This is a genomic window from Singulisphaera chitinilytica (assembly GCF_049331405.1).
Lineage (GTDB): Bacteria > Planctomycetota > Planctomycetia > Isosphaerales > Isosphaeraceae > PoT.
Map to the genome: position 1 here is coordinate 9207387 of NZ_CP186274.1, position 20053 is coordinate 9227439.

A 20053-nucleotide genomic window follows, 5' to 3' on the forward strand; every position below is an offset into this window, starting at 1 on the left:
GAGGCCGGATCCTTGCGGATCCGGCCTCGTTTCGTTGGAGCAATTTCTCGTGCGACCTCGACTCAGCCGGCCGATTCTTCGGTCGGCGGGGTCTCGGGCGTGGCGCCCGGAGTCGGCTCGGGAGCCGGCTGATCGGACGTGGGGGGCGTCCCCTCCGGGTTCTCCCCCTCGGGCTCGTCGACGCGGGCCTGCCACAATTGCTTGAGCTGGCCGAATGACCGGAGCGGCACGCTGCCGGAGAGGGCATCCTTCGAGAGCGGCGGCGGGGGAGGAGCCGGCTTGGAGGGACGGGGCTGCGGCCTCGGGGCCTGGGCCCGTTCGAACCGACCCTGGCCTTGCCCCTGGCCCTGCGGCCTCGGCCCTCGACCCGGTCCGCCCGAGTCGCGACCACCACCAGGACGCCCAGGCCCGCCCGAGCGTTCGGGGCGACGCGAGGGTCCGCCGGCTCCCGCGGGAGCACCGGTACCGGCCGGCTGGCCCGCCGGGGGCGCCGCGCCTTCTCGACGAGGAGGACGACCGCCGCCCACACGTTCGCCGCCGCGACCCTGACCTTCGCGTCCTTCGCCACCACCACGACGGCCACCGCCACCGCCGGCACCGGCACCGGCTCCCGGTTGCTGGGCGCCTCGGGGACGCTCGGTGCCCGGCTTGACCATGGTCAGCGAGACGCGCTTGCGCTCGTGGTCGACCCCCATCACCCAGGCGGTGACGACGTCGCCGACGCTGACCACGTCGTGCGGGCTCTTGATGTAGCGGTTCGCGAGTTGGCTGATGTGGACGAGGCCCGAGTCCTTGAGGCCGATGTCGACGAAGGCGCCGAAGTCGACCACGTTGAGGACGGTCCCCTTCAGCTCCATGCCGGCCGAGAGGTCCTCAAGCTTGAGGACGCCCTTCTTGAAGATCGGCTTGGGCAGGTCGTCGCGGGGGTCGCGTTCGGGCCGGGCGAGGGCCTCGAAGATGTCGTGCAGCGTCGGCTCGCCGACTTCCAGCTCGCGGGCGACGCCGGGCAGGTCGGCCTCGTTGAGCTTCTCGTGGAGCGAGGGCATCGCCGCCTTATCGTTGACGACCTCGGGGCCGAAGCCGAGCTTCTCGAGCAGCTTGATCGCCGCCGCGTAGCTCTCCGGGTGGATCCAGGTGCGGTCGAGCGGCTGCTCGGCGTCCCTGAGCTTCAAGAACCCGGCCGCCTGCGTGTACGTCGCCGGGCCGATCCCCTCGACCTGGAGCAACTGCTCCCGGTTCGTGAACGGGCCCTTCTCCTTGCGGAAGTCGACCACGCGCCTGGCGGTCAACTGATTCAGACCCGACACGTGACGCAAAAGCGGCACGCTCGCCGTGTTGAGGTCGACGCCCACGAAGTTCACGCAGCTCGCGATGACCGACTCGAGCGACTCCTTGAGCTGCTTCGAGTTGATGTCATGCTGATAGAGCCCGACGCCGATGCTCTGGGGCTCGATCTTGACCAGTTCGGAGAGCGGATCCTGGAGCCGACGGCCGATCGAGATCGTGCCGCGGAGCGTGGCGTCGAAGTCGGGGAACTCCTCGCGCCCGACCGGGCTGGCCGAGTAGACGCTCGCACCGGCCTCGTTCACGATCACGTAGGTGAGGTGCGAGAGCTGCTCATCCGCGGCGTGCGGCTTGGGCGGGGTCGGGGCGGGCTTGGGTCGCGGCGGGCGGGGCTGCGACTGCTTGCCTTCCTTCTTGCCGCTCGGGGCCGGCGTCGGGGCCGATTCTGGGGCAGCCTCGCCGGCCGCATGGTCGACGTGTTCCGGCGGGGTCGTGTCCCCTTCGGCCTCGCCCGTGGCGACGACGGCCGGCTCGGGGGCCGGTTCCTCGGCCGAAGCCGGGGCCGATTCCTCGGGGGCGGGGGCAACCTCACCCTCGGTCGGGGCGGCAGACGCCTCGGCCTGGGCTTCGGGGGCCGACTCGGCGGCCTCGGGCTCCTCCGGCTTGGGGGCTTCGCTCGACTCGGCCGGCGTGCCTTGCGGCTCGTCGGTCGGGGTCGACGGCGTCACCTCGGACGACGATTCCACCTCGGAGGAGTCGGGCGCACCGCCGGAGACCGGCGGCAGTTCCTCGACCGGGAGCTGCTCGGGCGGGGTCAGCGTCTCCTCGGCCGGGGCCGATTCGACCTCCGGCTCATGGTTCGCGTCCCCCTCGTGGGCCTCATCCCCCTCGTGGGCTTCGGCCTCGGCCTCGGCTTTGGCTTCGGCCGATTCGCCCGAGTACGAGGCCGGGGCAGCGGTCCCGCCGGGCATGGTGGTCTCGCCCGGGTTCTGGTGGAAGTAGGTCCCCTCGGCGATGATCTCGGCGACGAGTTCCTCCGTCTCGCGGCAGGCGCTCTGGTTCCCGATCGCGATCACGCCGACCTTGTGCCGCCCGACGAGGTCCTTGATGAACAGCTTGGCCTCGGACCGGCGGTTCTGGGGCGGGTGCGGGTGGATGACGCCGTGCTCGAGCAGGGTGCCGTGGTCGTCGAGCACGGCGACCTTGCAGCCGGTCCGGTAGCCGGGGTCGATGGCCAGCACGACCTGCTTGGGGATCGGCGGCTGGAGCAGGAGGCTCCGCAGGTTCCTGGCGAAGACATCGACCGCGTGACGCTCGGCCAGGTCGGTGAGGTCGCGCCGGACTTCACGCTCCATGCTGGGCAGGAGCAGCCGGTCGAGCGAGTCGACCGCGGCCGCCTGGAAGGCCTCGGCGTGCGGGTGACCTTCGAGCGGGAGGTTGTTGAAGACGGCGGCCTCCAGGTCGGGCCGGGAGACCTCGATCTTGACCTTGAGCGGGCCTTCCTTGTCGCCGCGATTGATCGCGAGGACCCGGTGGGGCGGGATGTGCGAGATCGGCTCGGAGTAGGCGAAGTAGTCGCGATATTCGAGCCCTTGCCCCTCGGGGATGTCGGCCTTGGTCGTGACCATCTTCGCGGTCTTCCAGACGACCCGGCGGACGGCGTCGCGGACCGCGGCGATTTCGCTGATCGCCTCGGCCAGGATGTGCCCGACCCCCTCGAGGACCTTCTCGACCGTGTCGAGTTCCTTCTCGGGGTTCACGAGCTCCTGGGCGGCGGCGTTGAGGTCGGTGAGCGACTCGTCCCGGTTCCAGATCCGGAGCGCCAGGGGTTCGAGCCCCTTGTCGCGGGCCTCGGAGGCCTTGGTCTTCTTCTTCGGCTTGAACGGGAGGTAGAGGTCCTCGAGCCGCTTGGGATTGTCGGCCTGGCGGATCGCCGCGGCGAGCTCTTCGCTGAGCTTGCCCTGGGCCTCGATCGTCTTGAGGATCGTTTCCTTGCGTTCGGCGAGTTCGCGGAGACGGCCGACCCGAAGCTGGATCTCCCGGATCGCCACCTCGTTCAGATTGCCGGTCCGCTCCTTGCGGTAACGGGTGATGAATGGCACCGTGTTGCCCTCATCGAGCAACTGCACGACGCTCTCCACCTGCACGCGCCGGATCTGTAAGTCCTGCGCGATCCGTCCCAGGTCGACCTGAATCGGGGTGTCCATGGAGGCTATTCACCTAGATGAGAGGGACGGCGACGACAAGGCGGAACGAGAGTCCGCAACCGCGACCAAACTCGCGGTACGAGCGCGCGGGGTTACACCCGGGAAACAGACCGCTTAATCTAGTAGATCGTCAACTCAATTGTCAAGGCGCGGGACCGATTCCGAAACCTCTCTCCTCATTAGGGTTGGAATCGGCACCTTTTAGAAAAAGAGGGGAAGATAGGCAACATTATCCTGCGCGATTCGTCGGGAATCTCCGGACAATCCCTGGCCAGGCCATCGAGCCACCTCTCTGCGATTCGAATCGATCTTGGCGAGATTCTTGCGAGATATCCGCTGAAACCCGCGAAGGGCCAGGCCGGTACGATCGCTGATGCACCTCGACGGGCGAGGCCAAGGCCCGCGGATCTCAGGCTCACTTCCAACCAAGATCGGGACGCCAACAAGATGATGTCGACACCACGCGCCACCCTGTTCCTCCTCGCCATCTCCGCCGCCTCGGCCTGGGCCGACGAGGCGAAGCCCGAACCCAAGGGGGACCTCGCCAAACTCCAGGGGGCATGGACCTCGCAGGCCGGGCCCAACGACGAGACCCGGATCGACCTCTCCTTCAAGGGGGACAAGGTCCACTTCGTGATGTCCAAGAAGGACGCGGACGACTACATCTCCGACGGCGAGATCGTCGTCGACGAGGCCGCCAAGCCGCACAAGGCCCTGACCTGGAAGAACCTCACCGACCCCAACGGCGCCGACCTCGGCGAAGTCCAGAGCATCTACGCATTCGAGGATGAAAACACGCTCAAGATCTGCAGCGGCGGACCCGGCAAGGATCGGCCGACGGAGTTCAAGGGTGGGGAAGGGGACGTGCCGCCCCCGTACCTGACCGTCCTGAAGCGCAAGGCCGTCGAGCAGAAGGCCGCGGCAGCCATCAAGGGGGATCATTTCAAGCTGCAAGGCAAGTGGACCGCGATGGCCGGGCCCGACAAGGCCGTCCCGATCTTCATCGCCGTCAAGGACAACGCCATCACCTTCAAGGGCACCACGCCCAACGGCGAGGAGTTCGAGTTCAGCGGCGAGTTCAAGATCGACGACCAGGCCAAGCCGCACAAGACGATTGATTGGGTCAACTTCAAGGCCCCCAACGGCGACGCCATCCCCGACAACCTGGCGATTTATGAGGTCGTCGACAACGACACCTTCAAGGTCTGCAACGGCGGCCCCGGCGCCAAGCGCCCCACCGAGTTCAAGGACGGCGAGGACGCCCATGCCCAGGTCCTCACCCTCAAGCGCGACAAGCCCAAAGACTGACCTAGGGCGTCGAACACGAGCGAGAAAAGGGCTTCGCTCCCTGGAGCGAAGCCCCTTCATCCTGGCATACGACTACTCATCCTTGGTGGTAACGTTCGCCTCATCCAACCAGGTTCGCAGCGCCTTATTCATGTCCGCGAGCTGCGCCGTGAGCACACCCAGGGCCCCTCCATCCCAGGTCGAGAACGGCCGCTCTCCATCCGGCTTCCGCAACCGCTCCGCCCAATGATTGATCGCCCAGAGTTTGGCCCCCTCGCCATACTGCTCGGCGAGTTCTTTCAGATCCTCCCTCGGCAGTCGATAGACCTCCTTGCCCCCGCCCGCAATCGACAGATACTCGAAGTTCGATCCCTTCAACTTCACCGCGAATTGCAGGAGCAGGTGAAGGACGTCGACCAGACGAGCATCCCCCTTGCACAATCGGGCATCGATCACGACGTTGCCGTCGAGCGAGTAGCCCACGCGGATATCTCCGGCGACGACATCGTAAGAAGCGCAGGATGAGAGGCGGTTGGCGAGGTCGAGCGATCGAGGGTCGATCGGATTTCGCACCGTCGGGTCGAGATTCAAGGCGACAAGCAAGACCGTGGCGACCCACGCGCAGAGGAGGGGCGGCGCCAGCTTCTTCTGCTGAACACTGAGCTTGGCCACGAGGCTCACCCCTTCCTCAAAACGAGCACCATCACGACGACGAGCGGCGTCGCGAACAGGAGCCCCAGGACGATCGGCTGGAGGACTTCCGGCAGGGCCTTGTACCAGCCGAACTTGAGGATCGTGCGGTCGAACCAGGCCGCGAAACGCTCGCGAGCTTCCTCGCGCCTGATGCGCCGATCCTCCCGATAGGCCGCCAATTCTTCACGCCGACGGTCATCCTCGGCCTTTCGGATCTCCCGCCAATGTCGCCGTGCCTCGAGACGGGCCTCGGCCACTGCCTGACGATGGAGTTTGAGCCTCCCGACCTCCTCCGCCGTACGCTCTCGAAGTACCGACTCCACCACGCAGCCGAGTGGGCCCAGGACGAGCCCGAAGGCCGCGCCTTCGAGAGGATGCCGCCGCTTGATGACGGCCACCCAGTAACCGCATCCGACGAACGTGCTCCAGATCGTCAGATTGACGAAAAGCATGCGCAAACTCCGGGGGCACCATCGCCTCAAGGCCTTCGAGAACACGGCGGCGTGGGGCCGGTCGATGATGGAACCACCCGAGCTCGTCCAAAGAGCCCGGATGTCAGAATCCCGCGAACAATGTGCCCATTGCTCACGTGAAGATGCCGCCGCGACCGCATCTCTTGCGGTAATTTTGTCCACTATATCATCAACGCCGACTGTGTCCACCCGTAAGGCGGGATTTTCTTCGAGTTTTCCCCGGCCGCATGCTGAGGTGAGCTATCCTAAGATATCTCGTTGAGGATTGTTTCAAGGTGAGCCTCGAGCCTTTTGCATCAGGTCACCCGAGATCACTTCGGCGGCTGCGTAGCCCGGAGGTAGGCGAAGAGGTCGACGACCTGCTTGGCTGAGAGCGACTGCAAGAGCCCCTCGGGCATCAGCGACGAGGGGGAGGCCTTCATCTCCTCGATCTCGTCGCGGGGGATGGCGAGGTCGTGGCCGTCGCTGCCTCGGATCACGACCCGCCCGGGATCCTGATCCATCAAGACGCCCGTGAGCGACTGGCCGTCGTTCGTCGAGATGAGCAGGGTGCCGTAGCCCTCGCGGATCTCGGCGTTCGGGTTCACGATGTTCAGCAGCATGTTATCGAGGTCGTCGCGGCGGAAGGTCGTCAGCTCGGGGCCCACGCGCCCGCCGGAGCCGAACATGGCGTGGCAGGCGCCGCAGGTTTTGGCGAAGAGCTTCTCCCCCTCGCGAGGGTTTCCGGGATCCTTGCGGATCACGCCCGCGAGCCGGACGATCTCGGCCTGGAGCGCCGCGGAGGTCGTCGCCTTCGGCTCGCCCCAGAGCTTGCGTGACATGGCGGCGACGTGTGCGTCTTTCAGGCGATGGAGCCGCGCGATCGTCTCGCCGGGAACCGACGCGGGGTCGATCGTCTTTGCGTCGGCCGCCTCCACGAGCCCCCTGGCCCAGAGAGGGCGGCTGGCGAGCAGGTTGAAGGCCTCGCCGCGGACGTCGTCCGTCATCAAGGGGATGGCCGCGAGCACCGTCGAGCCGATCTCGGGGTTCGGGTAACGCCGGAGCGCCCGCATGGCCGCGCCTTGCAGGGCGCTGTCGGAGCCTCGGGCGAGCTTCAACAGCGCGGGGATGCTCCGGGGCTGACTCACCTCGCCGAGGATCTGGACGTACTGGAGTTGCTTGCTCTTATCAGCACGTTCGTCGTCGAGGACTCGCAGCACCTCGCTCACGGCCTCGGCGCGACCCTGGCGAAGGCCGAGCGTCACCGATCCCCCCTGGAACCGGGCCAGGCCTTCGACCAGCGACTCGGGCAGGTTCCCGGCCGACCGCCCCTCGAGCGCCGACTCGAACCCGGCCGCGAGCCGCTTGCCCGAGTCGGCGTCGGGCGCGAGCTTCAGCAGCTCGGCGCAGGTGGCGAGATCCTTGCCCAGTCCGGTCGCGGCATATCGCCTCATGACCCGCTCGACGACGGTCTCCTTAACGATCGGCAGCGACCAGAAGGCCTTATCGCGGAAGAGGTCGACCACCGCGGATCTGTCGGTCTCGGCCTTGGCCTCGATGTCCCACCAGAGGAGCAGAGGAATGAACAGATCTTTCGCATCCACCGAATGCGCGAGCAGATTGCGGACGATCGGCAGCGAGGCCGAGGCGGGGAGCCTCCTCGCCGAGCTGGCGAGCTGGGCGCGGACCTCGACGTTCGGCTCGATTTCCGCGAGCGTCGCTAACGCCTTCGCCGCCTCGGGCGAGGCCGCCTTGCCATCGCACAGTAGGCGGGCCGTCCACAGCCGTACGTACGGATCCTCATGTCGGAGGAATTCGATCGAAAGCGGTCCCGTTAATCCTCCCGAGAGGTTGAGCGCCCAGAGGGCTTCGAGGGCCGTCTGCCCCTTCGAATCGCGGACGATTGCGGTGAGCGGCCCGATCGCGGCGGAATCCTTGCGGTCGCCCAGGAGTCGAAGAGCCGTCTGCCTCTGCCAGCGGTTCGGATGCTTGAGCCGCTCGATCAGCTCGGGGGTGCTCGCCTTCGCGAAGTCGAACGGCTTGTACGGCTTCGGCTCGAGGCCTCGAAGGCGATAGACCCGGCCGTTGCTCCGGTCGATCTGCCCTTCGTGGTTGCGGTAGTGGTTCGTCTGCCCGTCGTACCAGTCGGCGACGTAGAGCGCCCCGTCGGGCCCGAGCTCGATGTCGACGGGGCGGAACCAGTCGTCGGTCGTCTTGATCGCGAAGCCGACGTCCTTCGTCTCGAACGTCGAGCCGGCCGCGAAGACGTCGCTCATGACGACGTGGCTGAGGATCGGCGCGACGCCGAAGAGCCGGCCTCGATAGGCGTCGGGCAGGGCGTCCGCCTCGTAGATCACGAACGTGTGCGTGAACCGGGGGGTCGCATTATTCTTCATCGCGTCGAAGTAGCCGAACGTGTACGGGTTCGAGAGCGGCCCGTGCTTGTCGAACCCCTTCCGCGAGTAGCCCCCCTGGGGGTAGTGGAACCCCCGCGTATCCCCGCCGTTGTGCCCCGAGAAGATCCGCCCCTTCGCGTCGATCTCGACGCCGAAGGCGTTGCCGCCCCCCTCGGCGAAGACCTCGTACTTCTTCGTCTCGGGATGGAACCTCCAGATGAGCTGCCCCATCGAGTGCACGGGGGCATCCTTGGAACCGGGACGCTTCACGCGGCCGGTGACGGTGCTCCCCTGCGCGGCGTAGAGCCATCCATCAGGGCCCCAGCAAAGGCTGTTCACGACCGAATGCGTATCCTCGAGGCCGAAGCCTTCGAGCAGGACCTCGGGGTCGCCGTCGGGGACGTCGTCGTTGTCCTTGTCGGGGTAGAAGAGGAAGTACGGAGCATTCAGCACCCAGACCCCGCCGCGGCCCCGGACGCAGGCCGTCGCGATGTTCAGCCCTTCGAGGAAGACCTTGTGCTTGTCGAAGGTTCCGTCGCCGTCGGTGTCCTCGTGGATGGTGATGCGGTCGAGCCCCTTCTCATGGTTCGGCGGCGCGACCGGCACCTTGTCGTAGACGACGCGCCAGACGTTGTCGCGGCTCAGCATCTTGAGCCCAGCCGGCTCCGGGTACTGGCGATACTCGACGACCCAGAGCCGCCCTCGCTCGTCGAAATTGACGAAGACCGGCTGCGCGATTTCCGGCTCGGCAAGCACCTCGTCGATCTTGAGGTCGGCCGGCAGTTGGAACCTCGAGAGCGACTCGGCCGGCGAGAGCGGCACCTTGCGACTCTCCGGCTTCGCCTGGCCCATCGCCGCGGGGACGAAGCCGAGGCCGAGCAGCATCGCGGCCAGGAGCGTTCGCCCCTTGCGAGGTTTCCACTCGCGAAGGCCCGCATGGGATCCCAGGTTCGACAGAGACGGCTCGTTCAAGTGCTTCGCCATGAGTGACCACCGATCGAATCGAGGCGGGAAGTCGCGGGCGGGAGGGGCAGGTCGAGCCCCTTCGAGCGGAGAGGGGAGGGGGCTCGCGGGCCGAGATCGCGGAGCGAGGCCCAGTCCGACCGATCCAACAAGGCTCGCACCTTACACGACCCGAAGGCCGGAGTAAACCAGCGACGCTGGTGGGGTCTTCACCACCACGCATTTCGAACCGACCGCTTCTCATTCGGGAACGCAAATCATGGATGCCTCCTGTCGATGCGTTTCGACCGGGTCGATTCTACACACCCTGCCAGGCTCACATCTCGTGCGGCCTCCGCGAATCGACTCGACGAGGCTTCCGACGGCGACCCCGACGGCACGCGTAACGGCCCTCCAGACCTCTCGGGCTCGAACACATCTCGAAGCAGTCCTCGCCATTCACATCATGGCGGCGAACCTCGCTGACATCAGGCATGTCCGTAGTCAGGCCAGGCGCCATCGGCACCCCGAACCACGAGGCCCAAAAATGCTCGACCGTAAATTTGCAAGTACTTTCACAGCATCAGGCCGTCCCATCCTGTTCGGGACATGAATAGCTGGAATCGGCCTGAGACGCTCGTCGCCGCCGTGAAAGGGATGTGGCCTGTCCGCACTCTCCATTTCCACGGTCGCCCCCATACGTACGTCTCCCGAGGCCGATTCCCATGTCGACGACCCAAGCACGCAAGAACGCGGCGAATGCCGCCATCGATAGGGCCATCCAGGCCGCCGTGAGGTCGGTGGATGGTCGTTATTTCCGGACGAAACAGGCCTTCGACAGGCTCCTCTGGATCGTCAGGTCGAGGTCGGACTTGCTCCGACTCGCGCGGTCGGGCGGCCGCGTCGAGGTCGATGGCGCCTGCGCCGTCGTCCGGGGCCTGTTCGCCCTGGCGAGGTTCCACGCGAACTGGCTCCGGCCGCCCGAGGACTGGCAGCCCCTCGGCAGCGGCCGACTACCCCAGGCCTCATCCCTCGCGGGCCACCTGCTGTCGAACTACGAGATCCCGTCGTTCATGACCTCGGTCTGGCTCAAGGAGCCCGGCCCCGAGGCCTCGCGACAGCAGGGGTGGTACCTCCACCTCGGGCTCGGCCAGAACATCCGCAAGGCCGACCTGCCGTTGCAATACTCAAAGCGGATGGCCCACGAGTTCCTCCAGGCCCCCGCCCATTTCAGCGTCGAGCACGCCCTGCGCTGGGGTCAGGTGAGAGGCCTAGGCGGCACGAAGAAACTGGCCCAGGCCATCATCGCGAGCCGGCTCGGGCGTTCCTTCGAATCCGAGGAGTTCTGGAAGACGGTTGTGCATTTCTTCGTGAACCACCCGGACGTCGGCCTCGACAACATCGAGCCGATCGTCGAGTACCTCCACGACCAGCGCTTCTCGCCCCAGGAGGTCTACTACGAGCGTTGCGAATACGTCACCCTCGACCCTCCACAGCCGAACCTCACGATGAAAGGCCGGACCGCCAAGTCCCTCCTCCGCCAGGTCGCCGACTGGCGCGACGCCACGAAGCGGGCCCGCCGGCGCGTCGCCAAGAGCCTGAGGTGGAAGCCCACCGGCATCGCCGACTTCGAGTTGATCGAGCCCTCGACAACCCCCGACGTTCTGCATCGTCGCTGGACGATCCGCGAGATCACGACGAGCGACGACCTCATCCGCGAAGGCCAGGCCATGTCCCACTGCGTCGGCGGCTACGTCCGGGCCTGCGCCCGCGGCGAGTCCTCGATCTGGTCCCTGCGCTTCGACAACGGCGAGCGCCACTTCCGCGTCCTGACCGTCGAGGTCGATCCATCGACCAAGACCATCTGCCAGGCCAAGCGGAGGCTCAATCACTCCCCCAGCCTCAAGCTCGTCGCCATCCTCCGCCAGTGGGCCGAGCAAGCGGGATTGAGCCTCGACCTCTGAAGTACCCAAGGCTTTCTCTGCGTCCACCAAAACCCTGCGCCGGCCGGTGAGTCCTGTTGGAAGCCCGGCCGGTCGCCGGAATGATCGCCTGGCATGAACCGAGGACATCGCTCCAGATCGTGAATCCGGGTTTTCGTGAGAATTCGAGAAATGGCTCCCAAGACACGGCGTGCGTTCTCGTAGATCGTAAGACAATTCCCCGCCAGCAGGCCGATAGCGATTCCGTAATGCAAGAGAAGAGACTTGAACCCTCACGCCTTTTGGGCACAGGAACCTAAATCCTGCTCCTCCCGCCACGTCGTCGCATCGCAGTGAAGCTGGGTCGGCATTTAAGTCACTGGCGGACAATGGCGTTAGGCAATTGGTCCACCCGGGCAACATTGTATTCGGATTGGGCTGACACGGCCAGTACCGTTACCTTTTTGTGACCTCGGGCGACCTTTGGGAGGTTGAGCCGGGCGTATTCTCTGGCGAGCGGATAGATCGCGTATCAGCGTCTTGCAGAGCTCGCCAATTGAACGGTGCGATCAACGGACATCTATATTTACTTGATTGGTGGCCTCTACAATGCAAGTATACATTAATTCACATCGCAGGAGGCGCAGCCCATGCGACCGCCGCGACACGCCGACGTCCTGAAGGAGTCCGGGTTCACCGGCTCCCTCGAGGAGTTCCACTCGACGCTCGCCCAGGTGAAGGCCGAGCTTTACCCCGACCTCACCGATGAGAACCTGGCGTTCGGAAATGAGACCAGCGACCGTTACTGTGCCACGGTCAGGGAGCAGATCGGCGCCCCTCGGCTGGGCAGGTCTTCATCCTCAGGGCCTAAGTTCGACTATTGCCATTCTGACAGACCCATCGTGGCGGCGCGCACTCTGAGCGAGGAGACCCCTTGCGAGGGCGTCTCGAGCCGGGTTTTCGAGGCGAGCGAGCCGTTCGACGAGGCTTCAGGGCTTGCCGTCGCTCGGCCCCCGCGACGATATCGGCCGGGCCGGGCAATTTCGCCCCCTTGACCCGAGGGCGTCCCAGCCCCGTGTATCGCGGCGCGGGCTCGACCAGGTTGGCATCTGGGTGGAACAGGCTGACGAGGGTCAGCCTCTCGGGGGTCCGTGCCGCCAACTCCGCCAACTCATGGGTCGCATAGCCGCCGCCGGCCGTGACGACCCAGGTCCGATCGGGGAACCATCGCATCAAGACACGAATCAACTGGCCGAGCAGTTGGGGCGGTGTTTTATGCCGTTGGCCGCGTTTCTGGTTCTCGGGCTTGGGCCGATACGGCGCGATCAACAGCGGCAAGGCCCAGCGTCGCGCGGCCCAGGGGACGGGGACGAGCAGGGCCAGGACGACCCACTTATGCCCCAGCGGAACGCGGTATAAGTATGGGTCGAGCGGACCGGATCGCGATGGCGTCCCTTGCCATAGACGTGAGGGCCGGGATGCTCGGTGACGGTGTCGTCGCCCGCCAGGAGGATGGGCCCGCGCGCATGAATTCGGCGAGGACCGTGGCGATATAGCGGCGAGCCAGGGCGGCCATCGACCATCTACGGGCATTGAAAGAATGCCCCCGACTCTGGAATCATTAGGAGCAGTTGGTTCGATTGCGAACGCTAGGGCCGCGTGGCGACTGAACTTGTCTGTCGGTGCCGGAGGAGGTCGAGATGCTGTCACTCGGCCCCCTCCTCACACAACTTGTCCCTTGGAGGGTAGTATGACAGGTCCAATGAGAATAGCTGCCACTGGACCCTGGACGTGACCTATCGCGAGGACGAGTCGCGCCTGCGAAAGAGGCACCTTCGCGAGAACCTGGCGTGGCTGAACCGGTTCAGCCTTTCGCTGCTGAAGCAACACCCCGGGCGGGAGTCCGTCGCGATGAAGCGTCGGGGCTGCAGCTGGAGCGACGACTTCCTGATGCAAGTCATCAGAGGATCAGCATATTAGTGCGCGCTGACCCTGGCCGCTGTTGGCACAGCAGGCGCCGCCACGCGACGAAGCAACCCCTGTGCCGCAAGCACAAGCGGTTCAGCCTACGCCCGTCATCATCCAGCAATCCGCAGGATGGAGCGAAGGGCAAATCGCTGTGGCGATCACGCTTTCCATCTTGGTCTTCGTTGTCATTCTTGCAGTTTTTTTAAGGAGTTTTCCACATGACTTTCGCCGCTTTCTTAACCTGCATGTTAATCATCCTTTTTCTGCTCGCTCTGTCCTGCATTATCTTCGGGCCGCCCGTGCCATATTATGGTTACGCGGATGACGAGGAGATCGTCACCACGACCACGACCACCGCGCACTACGATAATCCGACTCGTCCGAAAATCGCTGGTGACCTCCGAGTCCGCTACACGGAAGGCAACACCCTCCAGCGCTACGTCCTCGATCCGGTCGACGGCGAAAAGTTCTGGTTGAACAGCAACGACGACATGTACGAGGACGCCGAGGGGAAAATCTGGCGCCTGGTCGCGACGCTGACGAGACCTTGGGCAAGACCCGCAGGCTCTCCTTCGCCTTGAAGAGTCCTGGGCTTGCCTACTCCAATCAATCTACGCATGATCCGGCCCAGATTATGCGCCGCCGCAGCCAGAGTATAACGTTTGCTCACGTCTTCGATACCTCGGAGCCAACTCCGACGCATCCCACCCGTCTCACAGATGTGCGCGAATGTTCGTTCGCAGCGCTCACTCCGCCTTTTCTGCAGTTGCTTGCTTTTGGAACGTCGCACCCGACGACGGTTGTTTTCGACGCAACGTCGGTAATCTGCTGGCTTGTTGGTCCATCTCCGCCGATGGATTCGCTTCGGTTCAGGGATGTAGGTGCGGAACGAGTAGGCGTCCGCCAATTCCAATGTTGATGCGGCGTGGTACCCCTTGTCGGCCACTACCTCTTCGATCGGTCTCACTCCGATCCCAGGGCCAGCGCGCACTTTTATGATGATCTGGTAGACTTTGTGGTCTTGCGCCCCTGGGCCTGTCCTGGTATACCGTCCACCGTGTCGTGAACCAGGCCCGGTGGACGGAGAGCGGCGATGGCGAGCACCCGTAGCAGGCTGGACGAGATCGTGGCGTCTTTCGCGACGATGGAGGACCCCCGCTCTCACATCAACCGGCGGCATCCCCTGCCCAGTGTCCTGGTCATCGCGGTCCTGGCGGTCCTCGCCGGCGCCGCCGGGCCTACCGCCATCGCCCAGTGGGCCGAGTGCAAGGCCGAACTCCTCGTCGGCCTCCTCGACCTGCCCTATGGCATCCCCGCCAAGGACGTCTTCCGTCGCGTACTGATGATGATCCAGCACGAGGCCTTCGGGGAGGCCTTCCACGCCTGGATCGCCCATCTCCGCGGCGAGGCGGTGGCCGACACCGGCGTCGATCGCCCGATCATTGCCATCGACGGCAAGACCGCCCGCCGCAGCCACGACGCCAAGAACGACCTCGGCCCCCTCCACGTCGTCACCGCTTGGGCCGGCGAACTCGGCCTGGCCCTGGGACAGCAGGCCTGCGCCGAGAAGTCCAACGAGATCACCGCGATCCCCGAACTCATGAAGAAGATCGACGTCCGACGCGGCATCGTCACGATCGACGCGATGGGGGCGCAGAAGGCGATCGCCGAGGCGGTCATCGCCGGCCAGGCCGATACGTCCTGGCCCTGAAGCGGAACCACGAGTCGCTGCACACGGCGGTCATCGAACACATCGACGGACGGTTGGAAGGGGATCTGGAGGATGCCCAGGAGCTGACGACGACGGATCGCGGCCACGGCCGCGAAGAGGAGCGGACCTACCTGCAGCTGCCGGCCCCCGAAGATCTGCCGGGTAAGGCGGAGTGGAAGGGGCTGAAGTCGTTGGGCGTGGTGACGTCGTTGCGGAAGGAGGGGGAGGAGGAGACCCTCGAGGTCCGCTACTACCTCAGCAGTCTGACAATTGACGTAGATATGTTCGCTCGTTCGGTGAAAGGCCATTGGTCCGTGGAGAACGCCTGCCATTGGAGTCTCGATGTCACCTTCCGCGAGGACGATTCACGAATTCGCGATCGTGTGCTGGGAAACAACATCGACTGGCTCTACCGGTTCACGCTCTCGATCCTCAAGCAGCACCCCGACCGCCGACGCAGCCTCATCATGAGGCGCCGCCTCTGCGGCTGGAGCGAGAAGTTCCTCATGGAAGTCATTGACGCATTAGCATGTTAGTGTGCGCTGGCCCTGACTCCGATCCCTTCGTGCACATGCCCCTGAGCAGTGACCACGCTGTCAACCAGTGTCTGTGTATCCGCCTGATCGGCCTTATAGATCTCGGCCGCCAGCACCAGATCGCTCTCCAGGTCAACCACGAGCTCGGCTTTGTAGGCCAGGTGCGTCCGGCCGTCCTTCATCCGGGTGATCCGGCTCTCCGGGTCCGTTGAGGACATCCATTCCTCGTTGGAAACCTTTTTGCCCTTGCGGCGTTGGTCGTAGCGGCGGATCTCCTCGTCGCTCGGTTTCTGGTCGGCTTCGATGACTCCTCCATCCCGCATCAGTCGGGTCACGTACGTCTTCCAGTCCTCGCCAGTGTCGCGACGCACGATGCTCTTCATTGCTGCGTCGGCCTCGAGCGTCGTGCTGTCAACGGCCACCGTCTTGCCCGACAGCAATTTCTTCTCATTCGCCAGCTTGAGCACGAACTGGAAGACTTCGTCGAAGATCTCCTTGGGCAGACGTTTGCGGGTGTTGGTAAGCGTCGAATGATCGGGGGTCGCCTCGTTCAAGGGCGTGCCCAGGAACTCGCGTAAGGCCAAGCTGTCGGCGCACCGCCAAGCGATGCCGCGCTGGCTGTCGATCCCCTCGAAATATCCGACCAAGAGCATCCGGAAGTAGACGCCCGGGGGAATGCTGGGCTGACCTCGCTTCTCTTCCTGTTCGTAATAACCCGTGCATCGAGCCTCGATCCAGAGATCGAAGCCAGCCTCGGCAAGCAGGCAATTGAGCGCTAGATAAAAAGGGTGTCCTGCCGATTTGGGCAAGTCCTGGGAGGAGATGAAAAGCGCTTCTTGCCGATCTCGCTTCCGACGCCCCATCGCCATGTTATCGCTCCAGACGCCGATCATTCAATGATATAAGTATTTTATGCGGAGAAAGAGAATATTTCAACAGGCTGTTAAGTGCCTCACTGCCCCCGTCAACCGTTCCGGAACTCTGTATATAAGGGAACCCGCCAATGCGCCTCGTCGCCTACCGCCGTGTCTCAACTCCCCCCAGGGCGTATCTGGCCTCAGCTTCGAAGCACAGGAAGCCGCTATTGCTGCCTATACTCAGGCCCATCACGGCACGATCATCCAGCCCTACACAGAGGTGGAAACCGGCAAGAAGGCCGACCGTCCTGAGTTGGTCAAGGCGCTGGCCGACTGCAAGCGGTCGCGTGCCACCCTAGTCATCGCCAAGCTCGACCGGCTGGCCCGCAACGCCCGCTTCCTCCTGACGCTGATCGAAAGCGGGGTAGACGTGGTGTTCTGCGACTTGCCGACTGTGCCGTCAGGGGCCGTAGGAAAGTTCATCCTCACACAAATGGCACCCGTTGCCGAGCTGGAGGCCGGCCTAACTTCAGAACGGACGAAGGCAGCGCTGGTCGCGTACAAGGCCAGGGGTGGATTGCTCGGCTCTGCCCGGCCTGGGGCAAGACGGCTTACGGGGGGAGCGAACTCCAAGGCAGCGCGGCGGGCCGGTGAAGTTGCCAAAGCCAACGCCGAAGATGCCTATGCCGATTTAGCTCCTAAGCTGGCCGAGATGCGGACAGGGGGGCTATCGCTGCGGCAAATCGCCCGGCGGCTCAATCAGGAAGGGCATACGACGCGGAGAGGGAAGGTGTGGAATGCGATGCAGGTAAGAAGAGTATTTATGCTTTCCTTGCCTGCCGGGCTGCCCGAGTAGCGTCCGCTAAAACTCGGCGCAGTCCGAGCCGAGGAGGTGTATGCAGCACGTCGAGTACCCGCCGTTCCGGCGAACGAAAGACCGCACGCACAAGTCTAAATGGCCGCACACGTGCAACAAGCTTGCCTGACCAATATTGCAGACCTGCTGGCTCCGGCAGACGATTCAACACTTCGCGGTAAAGCGTGGTGACAAAAGCATCGGGTACAGGGCCGTAGCCGGACGATGATGGAGCCGGTTTAGGAATAGACACGTTAGGTGTTGAGCCTCCAGGCGCTGACGGTGAAGAGGGTTCAACAGGCGAGGGCGGATTGGATGGCGGGGCAGGCGAAATAACAGTGATAGTAAATGTGGTTGAGGTTGCCCTGCCGTTCTGATCAGTAACGCCAACTGTAATCAGGAACACACCGGTCGATTTGGGAGTAAAGGTAAATTGTCCAGTCTTACCATCAATAGAAGCGCCTGCCGGCGGTTCACCCATAATTTTATATGATAGTTTCATGTTCGCATATAAACTTCGTGCGTAAATTGCAACAGATAACGTTTGGTCTCTGTAGAGCGTTCGCGAAGCCACTTTATCAATTTCGATCGGAACATCTGGAACATAATGCCCAAGATCGCCTACCGTTACGTCTTTGATACCACCTGATACTACATTTGGTGTGTTTATATGTTGCTCGTTTTTGGTTAGAATAACGCCGCCAGAGCGTGGATTTACAGTCGTATTGGATTTCCACGTGAATACAACAGGGTATCCATTTTCAGAATAACGTATCGTGTTGCTAGAATCATACCCAACACCTACAAGTTGAGTTTGAAAAGACTCATAGATTCCGCTTGGATAAGGCGACAAGTATGCAGGAATACGCGGCGCATCATGAAATGATAAATCGTAAGCAAACGTCATTAGCCCCAAGTCTTTGTACACCGGCATACCATCATCAAGCGATGCCTCATCATAGTAATACACGTACTGATCCGTGTCGATAAGAAAAGGATCGACATTTACGCCATTAATAATGATTGCTTTTGTGTAGTAATCTGGCGCACCTGCTTCTGACTGAACTACAGGGTCGTACCACGTTGATTCTGAGTCATCTGTATATGTAATTGGCGACGAGAAGTCTATAGTGCCGTCTGCGTTGTAGTAATAAACATTACCATCGACAAAAACAAGGCCTGGCTTATGGGATTCAAAGCTTGCATACAATCTGGCCTTATTTAGACCAGCCAACGTAATCGGAACCCATGTATTTGGTATACTTGTGACGGTCTGTATCCAATTGAAATGATCTACGCCAAGATAAACCTCTGCTTCCGAAAGCGGCATTTGTTGCCCAGAGCCGAGACCTGGCTTGAAAGTTGCGTCGATATTCGGGCCATTTACATCGGGTTTTTGTATTGAACCACTCAAGACATCGCCAACCGAAGAAGGCAAAGCAAGGAATTTAACTCTACCTGTATAGTCGGTCGCTCCAAGCAAATTGTCTGGATCAATTATTGCCATGACGAACTTAGCGTTCTCAGGTGGCACTCCCCAGCGAGCAGGATCGTTACCTGCTACAAAGCTCTCACCCGTTAAATAGCCGTGTGACCCAGGGCTGGTATTTATGATAAATTCGTCTGACTCATCGTCATTGTATGCTTGTGCAGCCTCTATTATATCAGTCTTCACAGCGACGGCGTCGGCGGTGGATGCCCAATAAAAAGCAATGGGAATAATGAGGCTAGAAGGAATCGTGCCCGAAACCTTGTATCTGAAATTAATGCCCCTATACATTTCTAGGTTAGGAGTCTGATAGTCGATGGTGGATGAGGCACCAAACCAATCAAAATAAGTGAGCGACACACTTGGGGGCGAAGAAACCATTTGTGTGATTGGCGACGAAGTGCTGCTGCTGAAATTGCTGTCCCCTACGTAAACGGCCGTGATTGGGTGAGTACCGACTGCGAGTTGTGAATCCGTACTCGTGAAGGTGGCAACGTCCGAAGCGTTGAGCGTGCCGGAGCCGATGGCGGTCGAGCCATCCATGAACGTGACGGCACCAGTGGGCGAGAATTGGCTAGAAGTTGCGGGTGAAACGGTAGCAGTGAATGTTACCGGTTGGCCGTAAGTGGATGGGTTGGGGGCGGATTTGACAACGATCGTAGTCGCCTGCGGCTTTGGTTGAGAGGGCGTTACCTGCCAAGAAACAGCGGATGATTGTTCATAGTCAAAAACCGTATCTGAATTGCTAGAATATTGACCGTACATGTGCACAGAAAACTCGAAACTCGTGCCCTTCTTCATCGCTAAAGAGTATGTGCCACTATTGTAGTAGAATACCTGCCCGTCCGAAAGATATGTGGCTGCGCGGTTGTATTGGGTTTGTGGATCGGTAGGCGGACTATTATCATAATTGATAACAAGTGTTCCATCGTAATCTGCTGTCACTTTAGTCGTGTACAATGCGCCAACATACGCATTGAGAAAACCCGCGTCAGTTCCGCTCAACGAACCTTCTATGTGAACAGTGCCGGAATCGGCCGACACCGAGGAATTGAGAGAGATGACATAAGAGCCGCTTGACCCAGCCGTTAAATCGCCAGCGGAACCGCTGGCTTCATCCGATAACGGGCCTATATGGCTCGCATCTTGGGTCACAAGATGATCTGGGTAGGACTGCGAATCCGTGAGGGTGGAAACGGTGGCCGATAATTCAGATGACTGGAAGGTCACGGACAAAAGCTGACGGTTCTCGAAAAGCTCGGCCCAAGGAATGAATTTTACGGTACGACGCCGACGCACACCGAACGGAGATGTTCGCTTAGAGAAAGGCACCGCACGTCTGAAAGGTAGTGACATGGCCGTTGCGCCGCCAAAGTTGCGACAATCAGCGTCAATAGTCCTGGAAATCATCATTTTTCCCGCTGTCAACTGTACTTTCCGTGAGAATGTATAT

At 62.4% G+C, this 20053-nt stretch carries 11 protein-coding genes and 3 pseudogenes; 6 read left to right on the top strand and 8 right to left on the bottom strand.

The genetic code is table 11. The features are described 5' to 3' along the window. Positions 1-62: 62 nt before the first annotated feature. Positions 63-3491: a Tex-like N-terminal domain-containing protein gene (locus ACOYYX_RS35790; protein ID WP_422927443.1), complete on the bottom strand. Its 3429-nt coding sequence runs from the start codon at positions 3489-3491 to the stop codon at positions 63-65. A 447-nt stretch (positions 3492-3938) separates the two neighbouring features. Here ACOYYX_RS35790 and ACOYYX_RS35795 point away from each other — a divergent pair, with 447 nt between their 5' ends. Continuing rightward, positions 3939-4799, top strand: coding sequence for a TIGR03067 domain-containing protein (locus tag ACOYYX_RS35795; protein WP_422927444.1), 861 nt, complete (start codon positions 3939-3941; stop codon positions 4797-4799). A 72-nt stretch (positions 4800-4871) separates the two neighbouring features. On the opposite strand, the gene ACOYYX_RS35800 is transcribed toward ACOYYX_RS35795, so the two are convergent. The 3 genes from ACOYYX_RS35800 to ACOYYX_RS35810 all read right to left on the bottom strand — a co-directional run bounded on the left by ACOYYX_RS35800 (position 4872) and on the right by ACOYYX_RS35810 (position 9303). After that, the gene (locus tag ACOYYX_RS35800) at positions 4872-5450 is read right to left on the bottom strand and encodes a hypothetical protein (RefSeq protein ID WP_422927445.1); all 579 of its coding nucleotides are present in this window, start codon (positions 5448-5450) and stop codon (positions 4872-4874) included. 5 nt (positions 5451-5455) lie between these two features. Next, complete coding sequence (locus ACOYYX_RS35805) at positions 5456-5923, bottom strand: hypothetical protein (protein ID WP_422927446.1); 468 nt, start codon at positions 5921-5923, stop codon at positions 5456-5458. Positions 5924-6255: 332 nt separating this feature from the next. After that, positions 6256-9303 (bottom strand): PVC-type heme-binding CxxCH protein, encoded by a 3048-nt coding sequence (locus tag ACOYYX_RS35810; protein ID WP_422927447.1) that lies wholly within the window; start codon positions 9301-9303, stop codon positions 6256-6258. Between the two features lie 683 nt (positions 9304-9986). Between ACOYYX_RS35810 and ACOYYX_RS35815 the strand changes: the two genes are divergently transcribed. Continuing rightward, entirely contained in the window at positions 9987-11225 is a 1239-nt protein-coding gene (locus ACOYYX_RS35815) for a PcfJ domain-containing protein (RefSeq protein WP_422927448.1), read from the top strand. Positions 11226-12050: 825 nt separating this feature from the next. Here the strand turns inward: ACOYYX_RS35815 and ACOYYX_RS35820 are convergent. Beyond that, positions 12051-12776, bottom strand: a complete 726-nt coding sequence (locus ACOYYX_RS35820; RefSeq protein WP_422927449.1) for a transposase — start codon at positions 12774-12776, stop codon at positions 12051-12053. Positions 12777-12947: 171 nt separating this feature from the next. On the opposite strand from ACOYYX_RS35820, the pseudogene ACOYYX_RS35825 reads away from it, so the two are divergent. Together ACOYYX_RS35825 and ACOYYX_RS35830 are read left to right on the top strand one after the other, a co-directional pair. Beyond that, positions 12948-13163, top strand: a pseudogene (locus ACOYYX_RS35825) (transposase); the annotation flags it as partial. A 206-nt stretch (positions 13164-13369) separates the two neighbouring features. Continuing rightward, on the top strand, positions 13370-13732 hold the full coding sequence (locus tag ACOYYX_RS35830) for a hypothetical protein (RefSeq protein WP_422931721.1): 363 nt from the start codon (positions 13370-13372) through the stop codon (positions 13730-13732). 98 nt (positions 13733-13830) lie between these two features. Here the strand turns inward: ACOYYX_RS35830 and ACOYYX_RS35835 are convergent. Beyond that, positions 13831-14331: pseudogene (locus tag ACOYYX_RS35835) on the bottom strand (hypothetical protein); the annotation flags it as partial. Here ACOYYX_RS35835 and ACOYYX_RS35840 point away from each other — a divergent pair. Then, positions 14296-15398, top strand: a pseudogene (locus tag ACOYYX_RS35840) (ISAs1 family transposase). The pseudogenes ACOYYX_RS35835 and ACOYYX_RS35840 sit on opposite strands and share 36 nt — an antisense overlap. On the opposite strand, the gene ACOYYX_RS35845 reads toward ACOYYX_RS35840, so the two are convergent. Further along, entirely contained in the window at positions 15395-16267 is an 873-nt protein-coding gene (locus ACOYYX_RS35845) for a transposase (protein WP_422927450.1), read from the bottom strand. The pseudogene ACOYYX_RS35840 and the gene ACOYYX_RS35845 sit on opposite strands and share 4 nt — an antisense overlap. A gap of 43 nt (positions 16268-16310) precedes the next feature. Here ACOYYX_RS35845 and ACOYYX_RS35850 point away from each other — a divergent pair, with 43 nt between their 5' ends. After that, positions 16311-17111 carry a recombinase family protein gene (locus tag ACOYYX_RS35850; protein ID WP_422927451.1) on the top strand — a complete coding sequence of 267 codons (801 nt, stop codon included), beginning with the start codon at positions 16311-16313 and terminating at the stop codon, positions 17109-17111. On the opposite strand, the gene ACOYYX_RS35855 is transcribed toward ACOYYX_RS35850, so the two are convergent. After that, positions 17077-20028: an Ig-like domain repeat protein gene (locus ACOYYX_RS35855; protein ID WP_422927452.1), complete on the bottom strand. Its 2952-nt coding sequence runs from the start codon at positions 20026-20028 to the stop codon at positions 17077-17079. The genes ACOYYX_RS35850 and ACOYYX_RS35855 overlap by 35 nt on opposite strands. Positions 20029-20053: the final 25 nt, after the last annotated feature.